Raw genomic sequence first — 21,281 nt, 5'->3', positions numbered from 1 at the left:
GCCGGCCCCCCCCCCCCCCCCCGGGGGGGGCGCCCCCCCGCCCCCCCCCCCCCCCCACGGCCCAGAACCACCTGCCCCACCCTCCCGCTGCGGGGGCGGGACGCCGGCCCGGCCGACGTCTCGCCCCCGTCGCGGTTCCTCCGGGGGGTCACTGCTCGTCGCCGTCCTCGCCCTGGTCGTCGTCACCCGCGTGGAGCCCGGTGGGCTTGGCGAAGACCTGGGAGTTCTCGCCCGCCGGGCCGTTGCCGCCGGCGACCAGGTTGCCGCTGGTCGAGCCGAACAGCACGGTCCTGCCGTCGGCCGACACGAACGGGTCGTTCGACGAGCCGTTGCCGAGCGAGCCGTCCGCAGCGGTGGTGACCCGTTCGGTGCGGCCGGTGCGGAGGTCCTGGCGGTAGACGTCCCAGCCCGGGTGCTGCGGGCCCGGCACCAGGTTGTCGGCGGCGGACGAGAAGTAGACCCAGCGGTGGTCGGCGGTGATCGAGCCGTGGCCGGAGGAGGCGACCGAAGCGGTGCCGGGCAGGCCGCCGCTGACCCGCGTCACGGTGCCCGTCCGCAGGTCCCGGACGTGCACCACGGTGTGGTAGCGGTGGCCGCCGGTCGAGCCGCCGGGCTCGGGCAGGGCGTAGACCGCGTACCGTCCGTCGGGGCTGATGGTGGCGTCGAAGGCCGCGTTGGTGAGCTTGCCCTCGGTGTCGTAGCTCGCGGGCGAGATCGTCCGGGAGACCACGTCGTACGTGTAGTAGGTGGCGGTCGTCGGGCGGGCCAGGAGCGGCGACGCCCCGGCGGACGCGGCGGGGGCGGGCGTCTCCTCGGGCGGCAGCAGCGCGGAGCTGGAGCCGAAGCCGATGGTGCGGCCGTCCGCGCTGATCGTCGGACGGAAGGACGTGTTCTCACCCGCCCGGCCGTTGTGGTCGCGGGTGACCAGCCGGGTGGTGTGGGTCCAGCGGTCGGTGAGGTAGACGTTGATCTTCCAGGTGTACGGCCTGGTGAGCGAGGGGCCGGTGGTGGGCTCCGTTCCGGGCTCCGGCTCCGGCTCCGGCTCCGGCTCCACGACGGTCGGGTCCAGGTCGTTGCGCGAGGACACGTAGACCACGTACCGGCCGTTCCCGCTGACCTGCGCGTTGTACGAGGCGTGGTACTGGTCCTTGTCGGTGTTGGTGGGGCTGCTGCTGACCAGCTCGGTGTGGCCGGTCCTGCGGTCCCTGATGTACACCTCGGTGCGGTCCTTGACCTGCGCTCCGGGCGCCACGTTCTCGCCGTCGCTCTCGAAGACGACGTAGCGGCCGTCGGCGCTGATCCCGGCCTGGTCGGTCGAGCCGCTCGGCGCCGCACCCGAGTCGGACAGGTTGACCTGCTCGACGCGGCCGGTGCGCAGGTCCTTCACGTAGGCGTTGCTCCAGCCCGCCGGGGGCTGGGGCAGCAGGTTCGTGGCCCGGGACGTGAACAGCGCGTAGCGGCCGTCGGCGCTCAGGCCCTGGGCCGAGGACGGGTTGTCGGGCACGGTGCCGTTGACCCCGGTGCTGACCTGTGAGGTGCCACGCGGCGGCGTGGCGGCCTGGGCGGGCGCGGCGGTGACGGCCAGTACGGCGGCGGCGGCCAGCACGCCGCCGCCCGCCGACCACCGGTTGCGGGTGGTACGTGTCATGAGGTTGTCCTCCCCAGCGATCGCCCGGCCGGGCTCCCTCCCGGCGACGGGCTTTCGCAGAGCCAATCGTCGGGAGGGTCGGAGGGTCAACGTCCTCGGTCGATGTCGGCGGAAAATACGTCAACGGACGTATGCGGAACGGGAGTCAGGGCGTCACAGGCGGCGCAGGAAGACGTCCTGCTGGTCGCCGGTGTTCCCCGGGACCAGGTTGCCGCCCACGGCGGTGAAGATCACCGTGTTGCCGGCGGCGTCCACGGCCGGGCTGTAGGAGGCGGCGCCGGTGGTCTGCTCGCCGTCCCGGGTGAGGCTGACGCGTTCGATCAGGCCGGTCCTCAGGTCGCGGCGGAACACGTCGGTGCTGTCGTTGGTGTCGCCGGGGACGAGGGTCTCGGCGTCGGAGGCGAAGTAGACCCAGCGGTCGTCGAACGTCATGACGCCGCCGAAGGACGACCACTTCGTGCTGGTGCCCGGCAGGTCGGTGTTGACCTTGGTGACCTTGCCGGTGGCCAGTTCGTGGACGTACACGTCCATCCGGATGCCGTGGGCCGGGCCGGGGAAGCCGCCGATGAAGATCGGGAGGCTGTAGACCGCGTAGCGGCCGTCCGGGCTGATCCGGCCGTCCCGGGAGCCGATCAGCTTCCCGGTGTCGTCCAGACTGCCGCCGACGATGCCGGTGGCGGCGTTCCAGACGTAGTAGCGGTAGTAGTGGGGCCCGGTCAGCCCGGGCGCCCCGCCGTCGGGCGCGGACTCGGCGTCGGCGGTCGGGTCGGCGGTCGGGTCCGTGCCCGGGTCGGTGCTCGGGTCGGTGGCCGGGTCCGGCGGTTCCGGGAGCAGGTTGCCGGCCCGGGAGGTGAAGCCGACCGTGGAGCCGTCCGCGCTGATCGTCGGCTCGAAGGAGTTGTTGTTCGCGCCCTCTCCGTCCGCGCCGACGGTGACCAGCCGGCTGGTGTGGGTCCAGCGGTCGGTGATGTAGACGTTGTTCTTGCCGCGCCGCAGGACGCCCGGGGCGAGGTCGCTGCGGTTGGAGACGTAGGCGACGTAGCGGCCGTCCCGGCTGATGCTGGGGCTGAGGGCGCCGTAGCGGCTCTGGTCGTCGGTGCTCGGCAGGGCGGCGGCGGTGACCAGTTCGGTGTGGCCGGTCCAGCGGTCGCGGACGAAGACGTCGCTGGCGTGCGGCACCTGGCCGGGCACCACGTTGGTGGCGACGGTGCTGAACGCCACGTAGCGGCTGTCGCCGCTGATCGAGGCCTCGGTGGTGGGGGCGTTCAGCGGGGAGCCGTCGTCGGCGACGCTGGCCCGCTCGATGTGCCCGTTGCGCAGGTTCCGCACGTAGATCTCGTCGGAGTTCGGGGTGCCGGCCACGGGCAGCAGGTTGGTCGCGGCGGACGTGAAGAGCGCGGAGCGGCCGTCCTCGCTCAGCCCGAGCGCGGACGAGGGTCCGTTGAGCTGCTCGCCCTTCGGGCCCTCGCTGACCTTGGCGGTGTCGCCCTTGGGCGGCTTGGCCTCGGCGGCGGGCATCGCGGCGCCGGCCACGGCGGTGGCCGCCAGGACGGCGGCGGTGCGGGCCAGCCATCGGCGGGTGCGTGCGGTGGTCATGGATCGTCCTCCCCTGGGGTCGCCCGGCCGCGCTCCCTCCCGGCGGCGGGCTTCCGCAGAGCCAACCGTCGGGAGGGCCGGTGGTCAACGGCCACGGGTGATCCCGTCGGGAAATACGTCAACAGGCGTATCCCGCAGGGGAGTCAGGCCGTCACAGGCGGCGCCGGAAGACGTCGGTGGTGGCGCTGTCGACGACGGGCGCCAGGTTGCCGTCCTCGGCGCTGAACAGCAGCGTCGTGTCGCCGTCGTCGACCTGCGGGAAGAAGGCGGAGGTGGTGCTCTGCGAGCCGTCCTGGGTGAGGGGGACCCGCTCGGTGAGCCCGGTGCGCAGGTCGGTGCGGAAGATGTCGGCCTGCCCGTTGGTGTCGTCGGGGACGAGGTCGGTGACCTCGGAGGTGAAGTACACCCAGCGGTCGCCCAGCGACATCACGGGGTTGTAGGACGATTCGAGGGTGCTGCCGGACAGCGGCTGGTCGACCTTGGTGGTGCGGCCGGTGGCCAGCTCGCGGACGTAGACGTCCTGGTGGCGGCCGTGCGAACCGGGCCGGCCGCCCTCCTCGTAGACCGTGTAGAGCGCGTAGCGGCCGGAGGGGCTGATCCGCCCGTCGCTGCCGGTGCCGATGAGCTCGCCGGCCGCGTCGTAGCTGGCGCCGGTGATCTTCCCGGTGCGGGCGTCCCAGACGTAGTACGGGTAGGCGCGGATGGCGGCCAGCGCGGCCTGGGCGCCGGCGGTCCGCGGGGACTGCGCCGCCTCGGCCCGGTCGGCGCCGCCCGAGGCGGCTTCCGCGGCGGCCGCGGGCGGGGTCTGGTCGGCCGGGAGCAGGTTGCCGGCCCGCGAGTTGAAGCCGATGACGGTCCCGTCGGCGCTGATCGTCGGGCGGGAGGAGTTGTTGTCGGCCGGGGTGCCGTCCGCCCCGGTGGAGATCAGCCGGGTGGTGTGGGTCCAGCGGTCGGTGACGAAGACGTTGAACTTGCCGCGGCGCACGCCGGGGGCGAGGTCGGTGCGGTCGGAGGAGTAGACCACGTAGCGGCCGTCGGCACTGATGTCGGCGTCGAAGGCGTTGCGGCCGCTCTGGTCGTCGCCCGCGCCGGAGCTGCCGTCGCCGGTGGTGACCAGCTCGGTGCGTCCGGTCCAGCGGTCGCGGACGAAGACGTCGGTGGGGTGCTTCGGCTGGCCGGCCACCACGTTGCCGGCGTAGCTGCTGAACACCACGTACCGGCCGTCGCCGCTGATCGCCGCGTCGTAGGTGCCCGCGTCCAGCGCGGAGCCGTCGGGGGCGACGCTGATCCGCTCGGTGTGGCCGTTGCGCAGGTCCCGGACGTAGACGTCGCCCACCGCCCCGGCGCCGCCGGGCAGCAGGTCGGTCGCCGAGGAGGAGAACAGCGCGTAGCGGCCGTCGCCGCTCAGACCGAGGGCGAGCGAGGGCCCGTTCAGCGCCTCGCCCTTGGCGCCCTCGCTGACCCTGGCGGTGTCTCCCTTGGGCGGCCGGGCCTCGGCGGCGGGCATCGCGGCCCCGGCCACGGCGGCGGCCACCAGGACGGCGGCGGTGCGGGCCAGTCGGCGGCGGGTGCGTGCGGTGGTCATCGATCATCCTCCCCAGATGACGGCCCCGGGCCCTCGGCCCCCCGTGGCCCGGTCGGTAAGAGCCAAGCGCCGTACGGACGGTCGGTCAACGACCTGGAGGGATCTCGTCCGGAAATGCGCCTCCCGTGCCGCCTCCGGCCGAAACCGCTGCTCCGGGCACTGCCGCCGCCGCTCCGGCCGGTCCGGCGTGCCGCGCCGCGCTGGCAGAATTGGTGCGTGATCGACGCACGACGGCTGCGGACCCTGCGGGCCGTGGCGGACCACCGCACCGTGACCGCCGCGGCGGCCGCCCTCTACCTGACCCCCTCCGCGGTCTCCCAGCAGCTGGCCGCCCTGGAGCAGGAGACCGGCCACCACCTGCTCGCCCGGGAGGGCCGGGGCGTGCGGCTGACCGCCGCCGGGGAGATCCTGCTCGGCCACGCCGACGTGGTGCTCGCCCAGCTGGAGCGCGCCGAGGCCGACCTCGCCGCGTACAGCGCGGGCGTCTCCGGGGAGGTCACCGTGGCCTCCTTCGCGACCGCCATCGCCTCCGTGCTCTCCCCGGCCGTCGGCCTGCTCGCCGAACGCGCGCCCGGGGTGCGGCTCAAGGTGCTGGACGCCGAGGGCGACGCCAGCCTGCCGATGGTGCTGGACGGCCGGGCCGACCTCGCGGTGGCCGTCGAGTACCGGGGCGCGCCGCGCGCCGACGACGCCCGGCTGACCAGGGTGCCGCTGTACGCCGAGCCCTTCGAGGCCGTCCTGCCGGTCGGCCACCGGCTGGCCGCCGAGTCGGGACCGCTGGCCGTCGCCGCGCTCGCCGACGAGCCGTGGATCGGGCCGTACCCGGGCAACCCCTGCCACGACGTGGTGCTGCTGGCCTGCGAGCACGCCGGGTTCCAGCCCCGGCTGCTGCACTCCTCCGACGACTTCCGGGCCGTGGTCGCGCTCGCCTCGGCGGGCCTCGGGGTGGCGCTGGTGCCGCGCTCGGCGCTGCGCGGTGTGGACCTCCGCGAGGTGGCGGTGCGCCCGGTGGACAGCGAGCTCGCCACCCGCAGGGTCTTCGCCGCCGTCCGGGCCGGCGCGGACGGGCATCCGCTGGTGCGGCCGGTGCTGGACTCCCTCGCCGAGGCGGCCGCCTCGGGCGCGTGAGCCCGCCGGGCGCGTACCGATGCAGGACGGTACCGATCGGTGCCGTTCGGCGTCGGGGGTGGCTAGGATCTGCCGCATGGCAGTCAACGCGAGGGCGCGCCTGCTGAGCACGGCGGAGTCCCTCTTCTACGCCCACGGGATCCGCGCGGTCGGCGTGGAGCGCATCCTCTCCGAGTCCGGCGTGGGCCGGGCCTCCTTCTACCGGCACTTCGCCGGCAAGGAGGCGCTGGTGACGGCGGTCCTGGAAGGCCGCGACGCCCGGTGGCGGGCGTGGCTCACCGAGCGGGTCGCGGCCCACGGCGGCCACCCGCTGTACGTCTTCGACGCGCTGGCCGAACGCTTCGCGGCACAGGACTACCGCGGCTGCGTCGCGATCAACACGATGACCGAGATCGCCGACCCGGCCAGCCCGGCCCGCCGGATGGCGGCCCTGCACAAGACCCGCGTCATCGAGCTGGTCGAGCAGCTGATGCGGGGCGCGGACGTCCCCGAACCCGGGGAGCGGGCACGGCAGTTCGCGCTCCTGATGGACGGCGCCATCGTCACCGCCCTGCGCGAGGGCACCCCGGACGCCGCCTGGCGCGCCCGGGGCATCGCCGAGGCCCTGCTGGCGGCCTGACCCACTGCCGGAGGCCGGGCGAGCCTCCGCCCGACCCGCCCCATAGGGTGGGGGCGGCCGACGACCGCGCACCACAGGAGCCCTCATGAGTTCGACCGCCGCACCCGAGACCCGGCTCCCGGTCGGGGTGATCGGCCTCGGCGACATCGCGCAGAAGGCCTACCTGCCGGTGCTCACCGCGCTGCCCGGCCTCGACCTGCGGCTGATGACCCGGGACGCGGCCAAGCTGGACCGGCTCGGCGAGGCCCACCGGATCGCCCCCGAGCACCGCTTCACCGACCTCGGCGCGCTGATCGACGGCGGCATCCGCGCCGCCTTCGTGCACGCCGCCACCGACCAGCACGTCCCGATCGTCGAGCAGCTGCTCACCGCCGGGGTGGACGTCTACGTCGACAAGCCGCTCGACTACACCCTGGACGGCGCCCGCCGGCTGGTCGACCTCGCCGACCGCACCGGCCGCTCGCTGATGGTCGGCTTCAACCGCCGCCACGCGCCCGGCTACGTCCAGGCCAGGGAGCGTCCGCGTGACCTGATCGTCCTCCAGAAGAACCGCGAGGGCCTGGCCGAGGCCGCCCGCACCCTGGTGTACGACGACTTCATCCACGTCGTGGACCTGCTGCGCTTCCTGGCCCCCGGCGAGATCGAGCACGTGGACGTCCGGGCCCGCACCCGGGACGGGCTGGTCGAGCACGTGGTGCTCACCCTCGGCGGAGCGGGGTTCACCGCGCTGGGCATCATGAACCGGGTCTCCGGCTCCACCGAGGAGGTGCTGGAGGTCTCCGGCGGCGACTCCAAGCGCGAGGTGCGCAACCTGGCCGAGGTGATCGACCACCGCGGCCAGCCGACCGTCCGCCGCCGCGGCGACTGGGTGCCGGTGGCCCGTCAGCGAGGCATCGAGCAGTGCGTACTGGCCTTCCTGGCGGCCGTCCGCTCCGGGCAGACCCTGGACGCCCACGACGCGCTGCGCACCCACGAGCTGTGCGAGCTGGTCGTCGAGCGGATCGAGGCTTCCTGGGAGTCCGCTGGGAGCGGCCTGTGAGGAGCTCGGACTGACCGTGTGTCACGTCACCCCGGTGGAACCGACAGTTCACCGGCAGGGTCTTGTCGGGGCATTTTCTACGCGCGTATCTTGAGGGGCGCCGCGGGGGGCGGGAGTCCGTCCTCCGCTTCTTCCCCACGCGAGTAGCGCGCGCTCGAAGCGCGCCTCCGCCCGGACCGTCGTGCTGCACCAGTGCGGCACGACGGAGCTAGGAGTCCTGCCCCGGTGACCACCGCCCCCGCACCCCGTCCCCGCAGAGCCCTGCTGCGCGCCGCCCTGATCCCGGCGTCGCTGGCCGCCTCGCTGGTGCTCGTCCCGCTGCCGGTGGCCACCGCCGCCTCCACCGCGACTCCCGCCCCGACCGAGGTCGGCCCGCTGCGGATCCACGACATCCAGGGCAACACCCGGATATCCCCGCAGGCCGGCAAGCCGGTCACCGGCGTGCCCGGCATCGTCACCGGTGTGCGCGCGTACGGCAGCTCCAAGGGCTTCTGGATCCAGGACCCGAACCCGGACGCCGACCCGGCCACCAGCGAGGGCGTCTTCGTCTTCACCGGCGGCAACCCGACCGTGAAGGTCGGCGACTCGGTGCTGGTGAGCGGCAAGGTCACCGAGTACTACCCGAACTTCGGCGGGGGCTCGCAGTCCCTCACCGAGATCTCCGCCCCGGGCACCACCGTCCTGTCGGCCGGCAACCCGCTGCCCGCCCCGGTCGTCGTCGACACCCGCAACATCCCCGGCACCTACGCCCCGCCGGCCGGTGCGGACGGCTCCATCGACGGCGTGAAGCTCGACCCGGAGAAGTACACCCTGGACTTCTACGAGTCCCTGGAGGGCATGCTCGTCCAGGTCAGGGACGTCCGGGTGATCCAGGCGACCGACAAGTACAACGAGCTGTGGGTCGCCGCCGACAAGCAGGACCAGCGCAGCAAGCGCGGCGGCGTGCTGTACGAGTCCTACCGCGAGCCCAACGTCGGCCGCCTGATGATCCAGCAGCAGGCCGCCGTCTCCCAGCAGCCCTTCCCGGTGGCCAACGTCGGCGACGAGCTGACCGGCGCCACCACCGGCCCGCTGGACTACAACAACTTCGGCGGCTACACCCTGGTCGCCGGCACCATGGGCACGCTGAAGGACAACCACCTCCAGCGCGAGGTCACCGCCCAGGCGACCGACCGCGAACTCACCCTGGCCACCTACAACGTGGAGAACCTGGCCCCGGGCAACCCGGACGCCAAGTTCGCCGAGCTGGCCCGGGGCGTCGTCACCAACCTGCGCTCGCCCGACATCGTCGCCCTGGAGGAGATCCAGGACAACAACGGCGCCAAGAACGACGGCACGGTGGACGCGAGCCAGACCGTCGCCAAGTTCGTCGCCGCCATCAAGGCGGCCGGCGGCCCGGCCTACGACTGGCGCTCGGTCGACCCGCAGGACGGCAAGGACGGCGGCGAGCCCGGCGGCAACATCCGCCAGGTCTTCCTGTTCAACCCGCAGCGGGTGTCCTTCACGGACATTCCCGGCGGCACCGCCACCACCGCCGTCGGCGTGACCGGCACCGGCGCGAGCACCGCGCTGACCGCCTCGCCCGGCCGGATCGAGCCGAACGACGAGGCCTGGACCAACAGCCGCAAGCCGCTGGTCGGCCAGTTCTCCTTCCGCGGCAAGAAGGTCTTCGTCATCGCCAACCACTTCAACAGCAAGGGCGGCGACCAGGGCATCGACAGCCGCTTCCAGCAGCCGACCCGCAGCTCCGAGGTGCAGCGGATCAAGCAGGCCACCGTCGAGCAGGCCTTCGTCGCCCAGCTGCTGGCCGCCGACAAGGAGGCCAAGGTCGTCTCCCTCGGTGACTTCAACGACTACCAGTTCTCGCCCGCGCTCGCCGCGCTCACCAAGGGCGGCGTGCTGCGCGACCTGGTGAACGAGCTGCCGGAGACCGAGCAGTACTCGTACGTCTACCAGGGCAACTCGCAGGTGCTGGACCACATCCTGGTCAGCCCCGAGGTCGGCTACGCCAAGTACGACGTGGTGCACATCAACGCCGAGTTCGCCCAGCAGGCCAGCGACCACGACCCGCAGGTGGTCCGCATCAAGCCGTAGTTCCACCCGCGGTTCCTCCCGCGGTTCCTCCCGCGGCCATCCTGCCTCCGCCGCCGGTGATCACCGGCGGCGGAGGCGGTACGTCCTGGACGCCTCGGCGCGGATCCTGGAGTGGCCCTCCCGCTCGACCCGGCCGAGGCAGGACGACTCAGCCCAGGTAGTCGGCCAGCGCCTCGCCGGTCAGAGTGGAGCGGGCCGCGACCAGCTCGGCCGGAGTGCCCTCGAAGACCACCAGCCCGCCGTCGTGGCCGGCGCCCGGGCCGAGGTCGATGATCCAGTCGGCGTGCGCCATCACCGCCGGGTGGTGCTCGATCACGATGACCGACTTGCCGGACTCGACCAGCCGGTCCAGCAGGCCGAGCAGCTGCTCGACGTCGGCCAGGTGCAGCCCGGTGGTCGGTTCGTCGAGGACGTAGACACCGCCCTTGTCCGCCATGTGGGTGGCCAGCCTGAGCCGCTGCCGCTCGCCGCCGGAGAGCGTGGTGAGCGGCTGGCCGAGGCTCAGGTAGCCGAGCCCGACGTCGGCGAGCCGCTCCAGGACGCGGTGCGCGGCCGGGAGTTTCGTCTCGCCCGAGCCGAAGAACTCCTCCGCCTCCGTCACCGACATCGCCAGCACCTCGGCGATGTCCCGCCCGCCCAGGTGGTACTCCAGCACCGCGGGCTGGTACCGCTTGCCCTCGCAGTCCTCGCAGGTGGTGGCCACCCCGGCCATCATCGCCAGGTCGGTGTAGACCACCCCGGCGCCGTTGCAGGTCGGGCAGGCGCCCTCGGAGTTGGCGCTGAACAGGGCCGGCTTCACGCCGTTGGCCTTGGCGAAGGCCTTGCGGATCGGCTCCAGCAGCCCGGTGTACGTGGCCGGGTTGCTGCGCCGGGAACCCTTGATCGCGCCCTGGTCGACGGAGACCACGCCCTCCTCCGCCCGGATCGAGCCGTGGATCAGCGAGCTCTTGCCCGACCCCGCCACCCCGGTCACCACCGTGAGCACCCCGAGCGGGACGTCCACGTCCACGTCCCGCAGGTTGTGGGTGTTCGCGCCGCGGATCTCCAGCGTGCCGGTGGGCTTGCGCACGGTCTCCCGCAGCGCCGTACGGTCGGCCAGGTGGCGGCCGGTCGCCGTGCCGCTGGTGCGCAGCCCCGCCACGTCGCCCTCGTAGCAGACCGTGCCGCCGGCCGCGCCGGCCCCCGGGCCGAGGTCGACCACGTGGTCGGCGATCGCGATGGTCTGAGGCTTGTGCTCCACCACCAGCACCGTGTTGCCCTTGTCCCGCAGGCGCAGCAGCAGCCGGTTCATCCGGTCGATGTCGTGCGGGTGCAGGCCGGTGGTGGGCTCGTCGAAGACGTACGTGGTGTCGGTGAGCGAGGAGCCGAGGTGGCGGATCATCTTGACCCGCTGCGCCTCGCCGCCGGACAGGGTGCCGGAGGGGCGGTCGAGGGAGAGGTAGCCGAGGCCGATCTCCACGAAGGAGTCGAGGGTCTGCCGGAGCGTGCCGAGCAGCGGCCCCACCGAGGGCTCCCGGAGGTCGCGGACCCAGGCGGCGAGGTCGCTGATCTGCATCGCGCAGGCGTCGGCGATGCTGATGCCCGCGATCTTCGAGGAGCGGGCCGCCGCGCTGAGCCGGGTGCCCTCGCAGTCGGGGCAGGCGGTGAAGGTCACGGCCCGCTCCACGAAGGCCCGGATGTGAGGCTGCAGCGCGTCCTTGTCCTTGGACAGCATGGATTTCTGGATCTTGGGGATAAGGCCCTCGTAGGTGAGGTTGACGCCGTTGACCTTGACCTTGGTCGGCTCCCGGTACAGGAAGTCCTGCAGCTCCTGCTCGGTGAACTCGCGGATGGGCTTGTCCGGGTCGAGGAACCCCGAGTTGGCGTAGACGCCGACCGTCCACCAGCTGTCCGTCTTCCACCCGGGGATGGTGAACGCGCCCTCGGAGATCGACTTGCCGTCGTCGTACAGCTGGGTGAGGTCGATGTCCGAGACGGTGCCTCGGCCCTCGCAGCGCGGGCACATGCCGCCGGTGATGCTGAAGCTGCGCCGCTCCTTGACCGCCTTGCCCGCGCGTTCGACGGTGACGGCGCCGGCGCCGCTGATCGAGGGGACGTTGAAGGAGAAGGCCTTGGGGGAGCCGATGTGCGGGGTGCCGAGGCGGCTGAACAGGATGCGCAGCATCGCGTTGGCGTCGGTGGCGGTGCCGACGGTGGAGCGCGGGTCGGCGCCCATCCGCTGCTGGTCGACGATGATCGCGGTGGTCAGGCCTTCGAGGACGTCCACCTCGGGCCGGGCCAGGGTGGGCATGAAGCCCTGGACGAACGCGCTGTAGGTCTCGTTGATCAGCCGCTGGGACTCGGCGGCGACGGTGTCGAAGACCAGGGAGCTCTTGCCCGAGCCGGACACCCCGGTGAACACCGTCAGCCGGCGCTTGGGGATGTCGACGCTGACGTCCTTGAGGTTGTTCTCGCGTGCGCCGTGCACGCGGATCAGGTCGTGGCTGTCGGCGACGTGCGGCCGCGCGTCCGTCCGGTTGGGCATCGTTGTCTTCGCTCCCTGGCTCTCGGTGGTCCGTGGGGTGTCCTGAAGGGTACGGGTACCGGCGGGGGTCAGCCCAGCTCGTTGAGGCGGACCATGTTGCCCGCCGGGTCGCGGAACGCGCAGTCGCGGACGCCGTACGGCTGCCGGGTCGGCTCCTGGACCAGCTCGGCGCCGCCGGACTTCAGCCGGTCGTAGACGCCGTCCAGGTCGCGGGTGCCCAGGACGATCCGGGCGAAGGTGCCCTTGGCCATCATCTCGGTGACGGTCCGCTGCTCCTCCTCGGTGCGGCCCGGGTCGGCGGACGCCGGCTCCAGTACCAGGGAGACGTCGGGCTGGCCGGCGGGGCCGAGGGTGATCCAGCGCATCGGGCCGCCGCCGATGTCGCTGCGCACCTCGAAGCCGAGCAGGTCGCGGTAGAAGGCGAGGGAGGCCTCGGGGTCGGTGTGCGGGAGGAAGGTCCAGTGAATGGTGATGTCGCTCATGACGGCAACGCTAGGCGCGCACCCCGGTCGGGCGCTTCTCGAATCCTGATCGGTCGCGGCGGGTCCTGGCCGGTCTGGGCGGGTCCTGTGCGGCGGGGCGGGCCCTGATCGGTCACGCGCTGGCGCCGACCGGTCACGCGCGGGCGCCCCGGGAAACGCGACCGTGCCGGCCGCACCACCTCGTCGGTGGCCGCGGCCGGCACGGTCGGCCCGCTGCTAGCAGTCGGGGATGGTCGTGCCGTTGTTGTCCTTGGCCGTGTCGTTGCCCCAGCGCGACAGGTAGTACGCGGAGACCCACTGGCCGGCCGGGCCGCCGTCCGAGTCCGTCTTCAGCCACCAGTGGTTGTAGCTGCTGCCGTTCGACACCTCGCGGCCCCAGGCCTTGCAGTAGACGTAGTTCGTCCCCTGGTTCAGCGTCCCGGTGGCGTTGGTGGAGGTCGGCGAGGCGTAGACGCTCGCGCTGGTGAAGGTGTCCACCCAGTACTTCCCGGTGGCGGGCGGGGCGCCGCCACCGGCGCAGGTGGGGATGGTGGTGCCGTTGTTGTCCTTGGCGACGTCGTTGCCCCACCGGGAGAGGTAGTACGCGGACACCCACTGGCCGCCGGGGCCCACGTCCGGGTCGGTCTTCAGCCACCAGTGGTTGTAGGCGCTGCCGTTGGAGACCTCGCGGCCCCAGGCCTTGCAGTAGACGTAGTTGGTGCCCTGGTAGAGGGTGCCCGTGCTGGTGGTGGAGGTCGGGGAGCCGTACACCGGCGCGTTGGCGTTGGTGTCCACCCAGTACTGGCCGCTGTTCGACGGGGGCGGCGTGGTGGGCGGGGTGGTCGGGGTGGAGTTGCCGGGGCCGTACAGGCGGATGGCGCCGTAGTAGTCGCTGTGCGAGGAGAGCGCCACCACCCGGACGTAGCCGCCGGAGTACGGGGCCTCGACGATCCAGCCCTGTCCGAGGTACATCGCGACGTGGTGGATGGTGGAGGCGGTGTTGCCGAAGTACACCAGGTCGCCGGGGAGCAGCGGTGCGGTCCCGTCCGACTTGTAGTAGCGGGCGACGGCCCGCGAGGTCGGCCACTGGGTCCGCGTGGTGCCGTTGATGACGTCCGTGCCGACGGCCAGGTAGTACGCGTAGCGGACCATGCCGGAGCAGTCCAGGCCGCGCACGTTGCAGTCGTTGGGCGCGCCGTTGGCCGAGTCGCAGAGGCCGTACGTCGGGCCGGGCTGGGAGCCGTGGCCGCCACCCCACGAGTACGGGGTGCCTATCAGGCCGCAGGCGGAGCGGACGGCGGCGTCGGCCTGCGAGGCCGCGCCGGTGGAGAGCACCGCGCAGGAGGGCGCCGCCTGGGCCTCGCCGGCGCCGGCGAAGAACACCCCGACCGACACCAGCAGCGACAGCAGGGCCGCCAGCCGGAGCGGGGCGATCAGCCGTCTTGACAGAAGGTTTACGCGCGTAGTCATGGTGGCGCATCCTTCCGGAATCGCTGACTCCGGGTCAATGGTTGTGGCCCACACACCCCGTGTGGCCGTCCGACCTGCCGGTTTACGGCTCGCGGGCCCCGCCGGCGGCAACTGTGCGGCAAGTTGCCGGGAGGGCTGTCGGGGGCTGTGGGGCCTCCCGCCCGGCCAGGGGTCGCCGGTCCGGAGTCCGGCTGTCCGCCGGTTCGCCGTCGGCGCTGTGACTGGAACCGATAGTTGGCGGTCTTCAGACCCCGAGCCTGCTGCTGCCACTGCGGACGGCGGAGTGCACGGGCGCGCCCCGCCCCCGGGCCCCCAAGGCCGAGACCAGCCCGGTCGAAGCCCGGATCCTGGCCGCGGCGGCCCGGGGCGACACCACCGCGCAGATCGCCCGGGAGATCGGCATCACCCCGGGCGGGGTCAACTACCACCTGGCGCGGCTCTCCCGCCGCTGGCGCGTCCCCAACCGCACCGCCCTGGTCGCCCGGGCCTACGCCACCGGCGTCCTGGCCCCGAACACCTGGCCGCCGCGGCCGGCCGAGCGAGTGTGATTGCCCGTCAAGTCCGCGGACACGAAAATGCATTCATGATTTCAATCGGCTGCCCGTAGGCACCTGTAAAGGGCATACTGTCCGACATACGTGCGGGGTTCAGGTCTGAACAGGGGGGATCCGGTGGATTCGCTGGTCGAATTTCGGACCGACGGCGGCGCGAACGTGGTCATCGAGGTCGACGACGAGGGGCCCGGTCTCGAACTGGTCGCCCGCGGGGACGGCGCCGTCGTCCAGGCGGGCCACACCTTCGAGCACGCGTTGCAGGGCATCCACAGTGCGGCCGAGTCAGCTCTGAGCGTCTTCCGTGACGGGCGGCTGAAGCCCGACTCGGTCGAGATCGAGTTCGGGGTCAAGCTCACCACCGAGGCCGGTGCGGTGATCGCCAAGAGCAGCCTGGAGGGACACCTGGTGGTGAGGCTCTCCTGGCAACCTGAGCGGCACCGGCAGGTCGAGCAGCGTTCGGAACCGGACGACCACGGGACCGGTGACGAGAACAGCTGACCCGAGGTGCCCACCGCAGCCTGGCAGGTGAGGATCACTTGCGGCGGCGAGACCGGGTCAGGGTTCCTCGTCGGCGAGCGCGAGGTACTGACCTGCGCCCATGTGGTCGGCCGCGACCGCCGGGCGCAGGTGGTGTTCGTCGGACGGCCGGACCTCGAGCCGATCGGCGCCACCGTGGTGGAACGCGGCGGCTGGAGCGGGAAGCTCGAGGACCCGGGCGATGTCGCGGTCCTGATTCTGGACACCGTGGTCCCGGTCGAACCGGCCCGGTTCGCCGCGCTCGACGAGGCCTACGCCCACCCAGCACCGAAGCTGATCGGCTACGGCTTCCCGCGCGGCTACGAGAGCGGAACGCTCGCCGAGTTCCGCGTGACGGCCGACCAGCTGATCGCGGGCGAGTGGATCCAGCTGGAGGCCTGGACACCGAACGGTCAGCCACTGGCCCGCGGATTCAGCGGCGCCGCGGCCGTCGTCCAGGGCACCGGGCGGGTCGTCGGCATGATCTCCGCTGCCGCCAGGTCCTCCGACGTCCGGAGCGGTCGAATGATTCCCGCCCACGTCATCGCCCGTCACTGGCGGCCCGCCGCCGACCTCGTCCCCACCCGCGACTTCACCTCGGACGCCAAACGCCTGCTGCGCACCGCCCTGGTCGGCCTGGGCAAACCGGCCCGGCCGGGAGAGCTCGACACCCTGTACGCCGACGCGGTCGGCCCGCTCGGACCGGCACATCCCGCCCGAAAGTTCGAATCCTACTGGGACCTCGCCTGGTACCTGCTGTCCGAGGTCGTGGCCGCGCCCGGTGAGTGCCCGGTCACCTCCCTGGTCGAGGCGCTCGCCGCGCGGACCGAGGACATCGTGGCGCAGCGCGCGCTGCGCCACTGGCTGCACCGCTACCGGCGACAGTCCGACGCGGTACCACCCGACCCCCCGCCCCGACCTCGGTGGTCCCCGATACTGGTCGAGGTCGACCGCAGCGGCTCGGGGCCCGGTTCCTTCGTGGTCGAGGTCTCCGCGTTCCGCGCCGGGCACCGCCACGTGGTCGGCACCCGGACGCTACCGAAGGCCCGGATCCGCTCCTTCGTACTGGAGCACATCGACGCCGCGTTCCACGAACTCGACCCCCGGGGCAGCGCCCTTATCGCCTTCGCCGTCCCGCGTGAATGGCTCAACCAGCCGCTCGACGAATGGCACCGGGCCAAGGACGACACCACGCCCCTGGGCTGCTTCTCCCCCGTCGTCCTGATGGACATAGACCGACGGCGCAGCGGCGCGCTGCAGTTCAAACTGCACCAGAAGTGGGAGAGCCTGGACCGGCTCAAGACCTCCGTCGTCCAGCGGATCGACTGCGGAACCACCCACACCGCGGAGCGCCTGGCCGTCCGGCTCGGTTCGACCCACGATCCGGTGGGGTTCGGCCGCCCACCCAAACTGGCCGACGCAAAGCGGCTACTCGCCGCCAGCCTGAACGCCGCCGTTCCCATCGTGGTCTGGTCGCGCACCGGGTGCGGCGGCACGCACGCGCCCGACGCGGCCGACAGCTGCACCGGGCGACGTTTCCTCGACCTGCTCGTCGAGCAACTGGCCACTGTGGCTCCGGCCGAGTTGCCCGAGCACGTGCACGCGCTGCGCCGCACCGCCTTCGTCCACGACGGCGAAACGGCCCACTGGGCCAGGGGGCTGACCCTGCTGTGGGAGGATCCCCGCTGGTTTCCCGAGCCCGGAGGCTCCCGGCACTCGCCAGTGGACCAGGAACACTGGAGAGGACCCGTATGACCCCCTGGCCCGTCTTCACCGGCGTCTCGGAACCGCATGACGCCATCCGCCACCTGCCCGCCCCGCCGCCCTGGCGCGCCTTCAACGGCGGGCCGGTCCTCGAGCCGCCACGAATGGAGGAGTCCTCCCCCGAGCAGCGTCACCGGGCGCGTACCTATCGGCCCACCGGGGAGGCCGTCCAGCTGGTCAACGCCGCTCTGTACCTGCGCCGCCCGCTGCTGGTCACCGGCCCGCCCGGCAGCGGCAAGTCCAGCCTGCCGTACGCCGTCGCGCGCGAGCTGTCGCTCGGCCCGGTGCTGCGCTGGAACATCACCAGCCGCACCACCCTGGAGGACGGACTGTACAGCTACGACCCGCTGTCACGGCTCTACGCGGCCAGCCGGGCGGCCGACGGCGGGCCGGTTGGTGGGGGGCCGCGAGATCGCGCTGCGGGCGAGGCGATCGAGGACCACCTGCGGCTGGGCCCGCTCGGCACCGCGCTCCTACCGTACGAACAACCACGGGTGCTGCTGATCGACGAGATCGACAAGTGCGACCTCAACTTGCCCAACGACCTGCTGAACGTCCTGGAGGGCGGCCAGTACGAGATCCCCGAGCTGGTGCGTGCCGCGCGCGGCACGCCCGAGGCCGAGGTGATGATCGACGGCACCGACCAGAGGGTGTCCATCAATCGCGGCCAAGTCCGCTGCCGTGCCTTTCCCTTCGTCGTACTGACCAGCAACGGAGAGCGGGAGTTCCCGCCGGCTTTCCTGCGGCGCTGCATCACCCTCAGGTTTGCCCGACCGGGGCCGCAGGAATTGGAGGAAATCGTCCGCGCCCACCTCGGCGCACTCGACGACAACGCCCGCCGGCTGGTCGACCGTTTCCTCATCCGCGCCGAGGCCGGGGAACTGGCTACCGACCAGCTCCTCAACGCCATCTACCTCACCGGCGCCTGCGGGCTGGACGCCGACTCACGCGACGAACTCGCCGAGCACCTGATGGCCTACATCGAACCGGAGAGCGTCGGCGATGACTTCCTCTGAGGCCGGAGCGGACGAGCCGAGCGAACAACCCGGTCCCCGCGGCCCGGGCGGACTGGCGAGGTTGGCGGCGCTCCTCACCCGGGCGTCGGGGCACCACCCCACTCCGACCGAACTGGCCGAACTGCTCTGGCTGGCAGAGCACAGCTCGCTCGGCGCCGGCCGGCGGCCTCCCGAACCGGCGCCCGGGCAACGCGCGGACGGCGAGACCGACCGTCCTCCGGCCCCCGGCGACGGCCGCGGCCACTCGCCACTGCACACTCCCGGGCCGGCGGCCACAGGCCCAGGGTCCGCCACCGAAGCCGCTCCACATCTGTCGCTCCGCACGCCGGCCCCGCCCCTGCTCAGCCGCCCCCTCCCCCTCCAACGTGCCCTGAGACCACTGGCTCGCCGGGTGCCGACCGCCCGCGGCTGGGAGCTCGACGAGATCCGCACCGCGCACCGGATCGCAGCGCACGACGCCGAGCCGAGGTTCTGGCTCCCGGTGCTGCGCCGCACCACCGAACCCTGGCTCGACCTGGTGATCGCCTTCGACGACGGCCCGACCATGACCGTATGGCGGCCACTGGCGCGGGAACTGCGTCACCTCGCCGCCCAGAGCGGCTTCTTTCGGACAGTCCGACTCTTGCGCGTGTCACTCGCCGGAACCGTCCCGCGCCTACGGATCCCCACCGCCCGCCCGGACCGGACCGCCCTGCTGGTCGTCAGTGACTGCGCCGGGCCGCAGTGGTGGGCTCCCGCGGGCACGGCCGGTCCCTGGCAACGGGCGTTGCGCGACCGGGCCGCCACCATGGCCACGGCCGTCGTCCAGCCACTGCCCGAACGGATGTGGCGACGGACGGCCCTGCCCGCCTCTGCCGGACTGTTCTCCACACCCGGAGAGGCCGCCCCCAGCGCGAGCCTGGCGTTCACGCCCTACCGGGACGACGGAGGGGGGCAGGGAACGCCGATTCCGGTCCTGGAACTCACCACCGGCTGGCTGGCGCACTGGGCAGAGCTGGTGGCCGGCCGCACCGGCCGGGTGCCCGGTGCGGCCGCCCGCCTCCCGCCGACTGGCACAGCGGCGTCTGCGAGCGAGGACCGCGACGGCCTGTCCGCGCAGGACCTCGTCCTACGGTTCCGGGCGGTGGCCTCGCCGGAGGCTTTCCGGCTCGCGGGGCATCTGGCGGTCGGCGTCCCGAGCCTGCCGGTCATGCGGCTGGTCCAGGCCGTCGTCGAGCCGCGCCCTCACCCGCAGCAGCTCGCCGAGATCGTCCTCAGCGGGATGCTCACCGCGTTGCCCGGAGCCGGCGGCCACTACGCTTTCCGGTCGGGGGTGCGGGATGTCCTGCTGCGGACACTGACACGGTCGGCGGCCTGGCAGACCGTCGAACTGCTGCACCGCGTGGGCGGGTACATCGAGGAGCACACCGCTTCGGCCCGGGAGACGTTCCCCGCCTTGAGCCCGGGCTCCGGCTCCGGCTCTCGACCAGCCCCGGACGGTCCCGCGTTCGCCCTGGTCAGCCCGGCCGCTCTCGCCCTGTTGCGCGGCGGACACCCGAGCCCGGACACGTCGTCGCAGCCGTCCACCGCGATACCCCCGCCGAACAGGAGCAGGAGCTCCCCCCTGCGTGGCAGGCCCATCTCCCCTGAACGAGACCGCGCCTTCGGGGAGGCACTTCGCCCGTACTTCTTCTTCAGCTACGCGCGTCGGGACTTCGAGGCCGAAGACGCCTTCGTCGACCAGTTCTTCAACGATCTGCGGAACGAACTAGGCTGGCTGGTCGGAGCCGGCGGGAACGTGGAGGACCTGGCCTACCGTGACACCGAGCAGCTGCGCTTGACCGACGACTGGGACGAGACACTGGCGAGAGTGCTGGGCCGCAGCCGGACCATGATCGCGCTCTACTCCCCGGCCTACTTCGCCAGCCTCTACTGCGGCAAGGAGTGGACCGCCTTCCGCGGCCGGGTACGGCGCCACCACGAGGACACCGGGGAACAGGTTCCGGCGCTGATTCCGGTGCTCTGGGAGCCCATCTCGCCGGGCGACCTGCCGGGTGAGGTGACCAAGGTCCAGTGGGCCCAGCCCGACATGGGCGAGGCCTACGCCCGGCATGGCCTGCGGGCCCTGATGCGCACCGCGCAGTCCGGGGCGTACGAGCAGGTCGTCCGGGTGGTCGCGAAGCGGGTCCGGGACGCGGCCGCGCGCCGGCTCGGCGAGCTGCCCGAGTTCGACCTCGGCGCCGTGCGGGGCTACTTCCCTGCATCGGCAGCACTCGTGTCCGCCCATCCCTCCGAGGGCAGGGTGCGGCTGTTCATCGCGGCCGGGCGTGCTTCGGAGGCATCTTCCGGACGCGGCGGATGGTACGGCACCAAGCCCTGGCACTGGGCCCCCTACCATCCACCCACCCAGCCCTCCCTGGCCGCCCGCGCCCAACAGGTGATCACCGCGGCCGGGCACACCACCACACTGGAGGAGATCGACGACAACCTCAACGAGAAGCTCGACCAGGCCCGCGAGGACAGCCAGGTCAGCATCCTGCTGGTGGACCCGTGGGTGGTCGGGCACGCCCGCTACCAATCCGCGCTGCGCGCCTTCGACGAGCACAACCACCCTGTCACCGGCGTCATCGTCCCAACCTGCAGCGACGACCCAGCCGACGGGCCCGAGCACGACGCGCTCTGGGCAGGCGTTCACGGCGTCTTTCGCCGCAACTGGCCACGCCGAACCGACGCAGAACACATGTTCCGGACCAATGTGAACCAGGAGAGCTTCGACCGCGACCTCGCCATCATGGTGACGATCGCTCAGAACAAGCTCATGGATGAAAGATTGGACTGGCAGGACGATGGGCAAGACGTCTTCGGTCTCGACCGCGGCGGCCCGGACACCAGCCGGACGACACCCGGACTGGCCATCCCCGGTCCGCCTCCGCGCCCCCCGGCCCACCCGCTGCCCCCTCCCGCCGAAACCCAGCCGGAGCCAGTCTTCGATCACAATGCCGACCAGGACTGAGAAGTCCCCCCGGTCGAGTCAAACCGTTCCGCCTCGATGAAGGCCGTCGTGGCGGAGGGGTTCGGGAACGGGCGTCTGTGGACCTCACCGAGCCGGACGAGGGTGGTGACCTCCGACGCCCAGCCGTTCCCGTCGAGCCATTCGTCGGTGCCCGGGCCGAGTCCGCCGCGCCAGAGCGCGACCATCTCGGCGAGCGCCGGGTCGTACGCGGTGAGGCTCACGTCGCGGCCCTGCTCCAGCAGCCGACTGCCCGCGGCGGCCAGCCCGGTCACTGC

16 protein-coding genes are annotated in these 21,281 nt (G+C 72.4%); 9 read left to right on the top strand and 7 right to left on the bottom strand.

The genetic code is table 11. The features are described 5' to 3' along the window. Window positions 1–148: 148 nt before the first annotated feature. The 3 genes from ACWDBE_RS10835 to ACWDBE_RS10825 form a co-directional block, all read right to left on the bottom strand. Window positions 149–1,648: a TolB family protein gene (locus ACWDBE_RS10835; protein WP_449807744.1), complete on the bottom strand. Its 1,500-nt coding sequence runs from the start codon at window positions 1,646–1,648 to the stop codon at window positions 149–151. A gap of 153 nt (window positions 1,649–1,801) precedes the next feature. Beyond that, on the bottom strand, window positions 1,802–3,244 hold the full coding sequence (locus tag ACWDBE_RS10830) for a hypothetical protein (protein ID WP_449807743.1): 1,443 nt from the start codon (window positions 3,242–3,244) through the stop codon (window positions 1,802–1,804). 151 nt (window positions 3,245–3,395) lie between these two features. Next, a complete protein-coding gene (locus tag ACWDBE_RS10825) occupies window positions 3,396–4,829 on the bottom strand; it encodes a hypothetical protein (protein WP_449792473.1) in 1,434 nt (477 codons plus the stop codon). A 216-nt stretch (window positions 4,830–5,045) separates the two neighbouring features. Here ACWDBE_RS10825 and ACWDBE_RS10820 point away from each other — a divergent pair, with 216 nt between their 5' ends. The 4 genes from ACWDBE_RS10820 (at window position 5,046) to ACWDBE_RS10805 (ending at window position 9,709) form a co-directional block, all read left to right on the top strand. Continuing rightward, entirely contained in the window at window positions 5,046–5,957 is a 912-nt protein-coding gene (locus ACWDBE_RS10820) for a LysR family transcriptional regulator (RefSeq protein ID WP_449792474.1), read from the top strand. A gap of 76 nt (window positions 5,958–6,033) precedes the next feature. Then, on the top strand, window positions 6,034–6,576 hold the full coding sequence (locus tag ACWDBE_RS10815) for a TetR/AcrR family transcriptional regulator (RefSeq protein WP_449792475.1): 543 nt from the start codon (window positions 6,034–6,036) through the stop codon (window positions 6,574–6,576). An 85-nt stretch (window positions 6,577–6,661) separates the two neighbouring features. Next, window positions 6,662–7,615 (top strand): Gfo/Idh/MocA family protein, encoded by a 954-nt coding sequence (locus ACWDBE_RS10810; RefSeq protein WP_449792476.1) that lies wholly within the window; start codon window positions 6,662–6,664, stop codon window positions 7,613–7,615. A gap of 225 nt (window positions 7,616–7,840) precedes the next feature. Beyond that, window positions 7,841–9,709: an endonuclease/exonuclease/phosphatase family protein gene (locus ACWDBE_RS10805; RefSeq protein WP_449792477.1), complete on the top strand. Its 1,869-nt coding sequence runs from the start codon at window positions 7,841–7,843 to the stop codon at window positions 9,707–9,709. Window positions 9,710–9,857: 148 nt separating this feature from the next. Here ACWDBE_RS10805 and ACWDBE_RS10800 read toward each other — a convergent pair whose 3' ends face one another. The 3 genes from ACWDBE_RS10800 to ACWDBE_RS10790 all read right to left on the bottom strand — a co-directional run bounded on the left by ACWDBE_RS10800 (window position 9,858) and on the right by ACWDBE_RS10790 (window position 14,164). Next, window positions 9,858–12,233, bottom strand: coding sequence for an ATP-binding cassette domain-containing protein (locus ACWDBE_RS10800; RefSeq protein ID WP_449807742.1), 2,376 nt, complete (start codon window positions 12,231–12,233; stop codon window positions 9,858–9,860). A gap of 68 nt (window positions 12,234–12,301) precedes the next feature. Continuing rightward, a complete protein-coding gene (locus ACWDBE_RS10795; protein ID WP_449792479.1) occupies window positions 12,302–12,715 on the bottom strand; it encodes a VOC family protein in 414 nt (137 codons plus the stop codon). A gap of 216 nt (window positions 12,716–12,931) precedes the next feature. Then, window positions 12,932–14,164: a C40 family peptidase gene (locus tag ACWDBE_RS10790; protein ID WP_449807741.1), complete on the bottom strand. Its 1,233-nt coding sequence runs from the start codon at window positions 14,162–14,164 to the stop codon at window positions 12,932–12,934. A 221-nt stretch (window positions 14,165–14,385) separates the two neighbouring features. On the opposite strand from ACWDBE_RS10790, the gene ACWDBE_RS10785 reads away from it, so the two are divergent. From ACWDBE_RS10785 to ACWDBE_RS10765, 5 genes are all read left to right on the top strand, one after another. Continuing rightward, window positions 14,386–14,712 (top strand): response regulator transcription factor, encoded by a 327-nt coding sequence (locus ACWDBE_RS10785; RefSeq protein WP_449807840.1) that lies wholly within the window; start codon window positions 14,386–14,388, stop codon window positions 14,710–14,712. A gap of 123 nt (window positions 14,713–14,835) precedes the next feature. Further along, window positions 14,836–15,216: a CU044_2847 family protein gene (locus tag ACWDBE_RS10780; protein ID WP_449792482.1), complete on the top strand. Its 381-nt coding sequence runs from the start codon at window positions 14,836–14,838 to the stop codon at window positions 15,214–15,216. Between the two features lie 6 nt (window positions 15,217–15,222). Further along, window positions 15,223–16,989 carry a VMAP-C domain-containing protein gene (locus ACWDBE_RS10775; RefSeq protein ID WP_449792483.1) on the top strand — a complete coding sequence of 589 codons (1,767 nt, stop codon included), beginning with the start codon at window positions 15,223–15,225 and terminating at the stop codon, window positions 16,987–16,989. Next, entirely contained in the window at window positions 16,986–18,014 is a 1,029-nt protein-coding gene (locus ACWDBE_RS10770) for an AAA family ATPase (protein WP_449792484.1), read from the top strand. The genes ACWDBE_RS10775 and ACWDBE_RS10770 overlap by 4 nt, the downstream gene beginning before the upstream one ends. Next, window positions 18,001–21,006: a TIR-like protein FxsC gene (locus ACWDBE_RS10765; protein WP_449792485.1), complete on the top strand. Its 3,006-nt coding sequence runs from the start codon at window positions 18,001–18,003 to the stop codon at window positions 21,004–21,006. Before ACWDBE_RS10770 ends, ACWDBE_RS10765 begins: the two co-directional genes overlap by 14 nt. Here ACWDBE_RS10765 and ACWDBE_RS10760 read toward each other — a convergent pair. Further along, window positions 20,985–21,278 carry a hypothetical protein gene (locus tag ACWDBE_RS10760; protein ID WP_449807740.1) on the bottom strand — a complete coding sequence of 98 codons (294 nt, stop codon included), beginning with the start codon at window positions 21,276–21,278 and terminating at the stop codon, window positions 20,985–20,987. The two genes, ACWDBE_RS10765 and ACWDBE_RS10760, sit on opposite strands and share 22 nt — an antisense overlap. Window positions 21,279–21,281: the final 3 nt, after the last annotated feature.

Source organism: Kitasatospora sp. NPDC001132 (assembly GCF_053598415.1).
The sequence above is the reverse complement of the archived record's forward strand: the minus strand, read 5'-3'. Positions and strand labels throughout refer to the sequence as shown.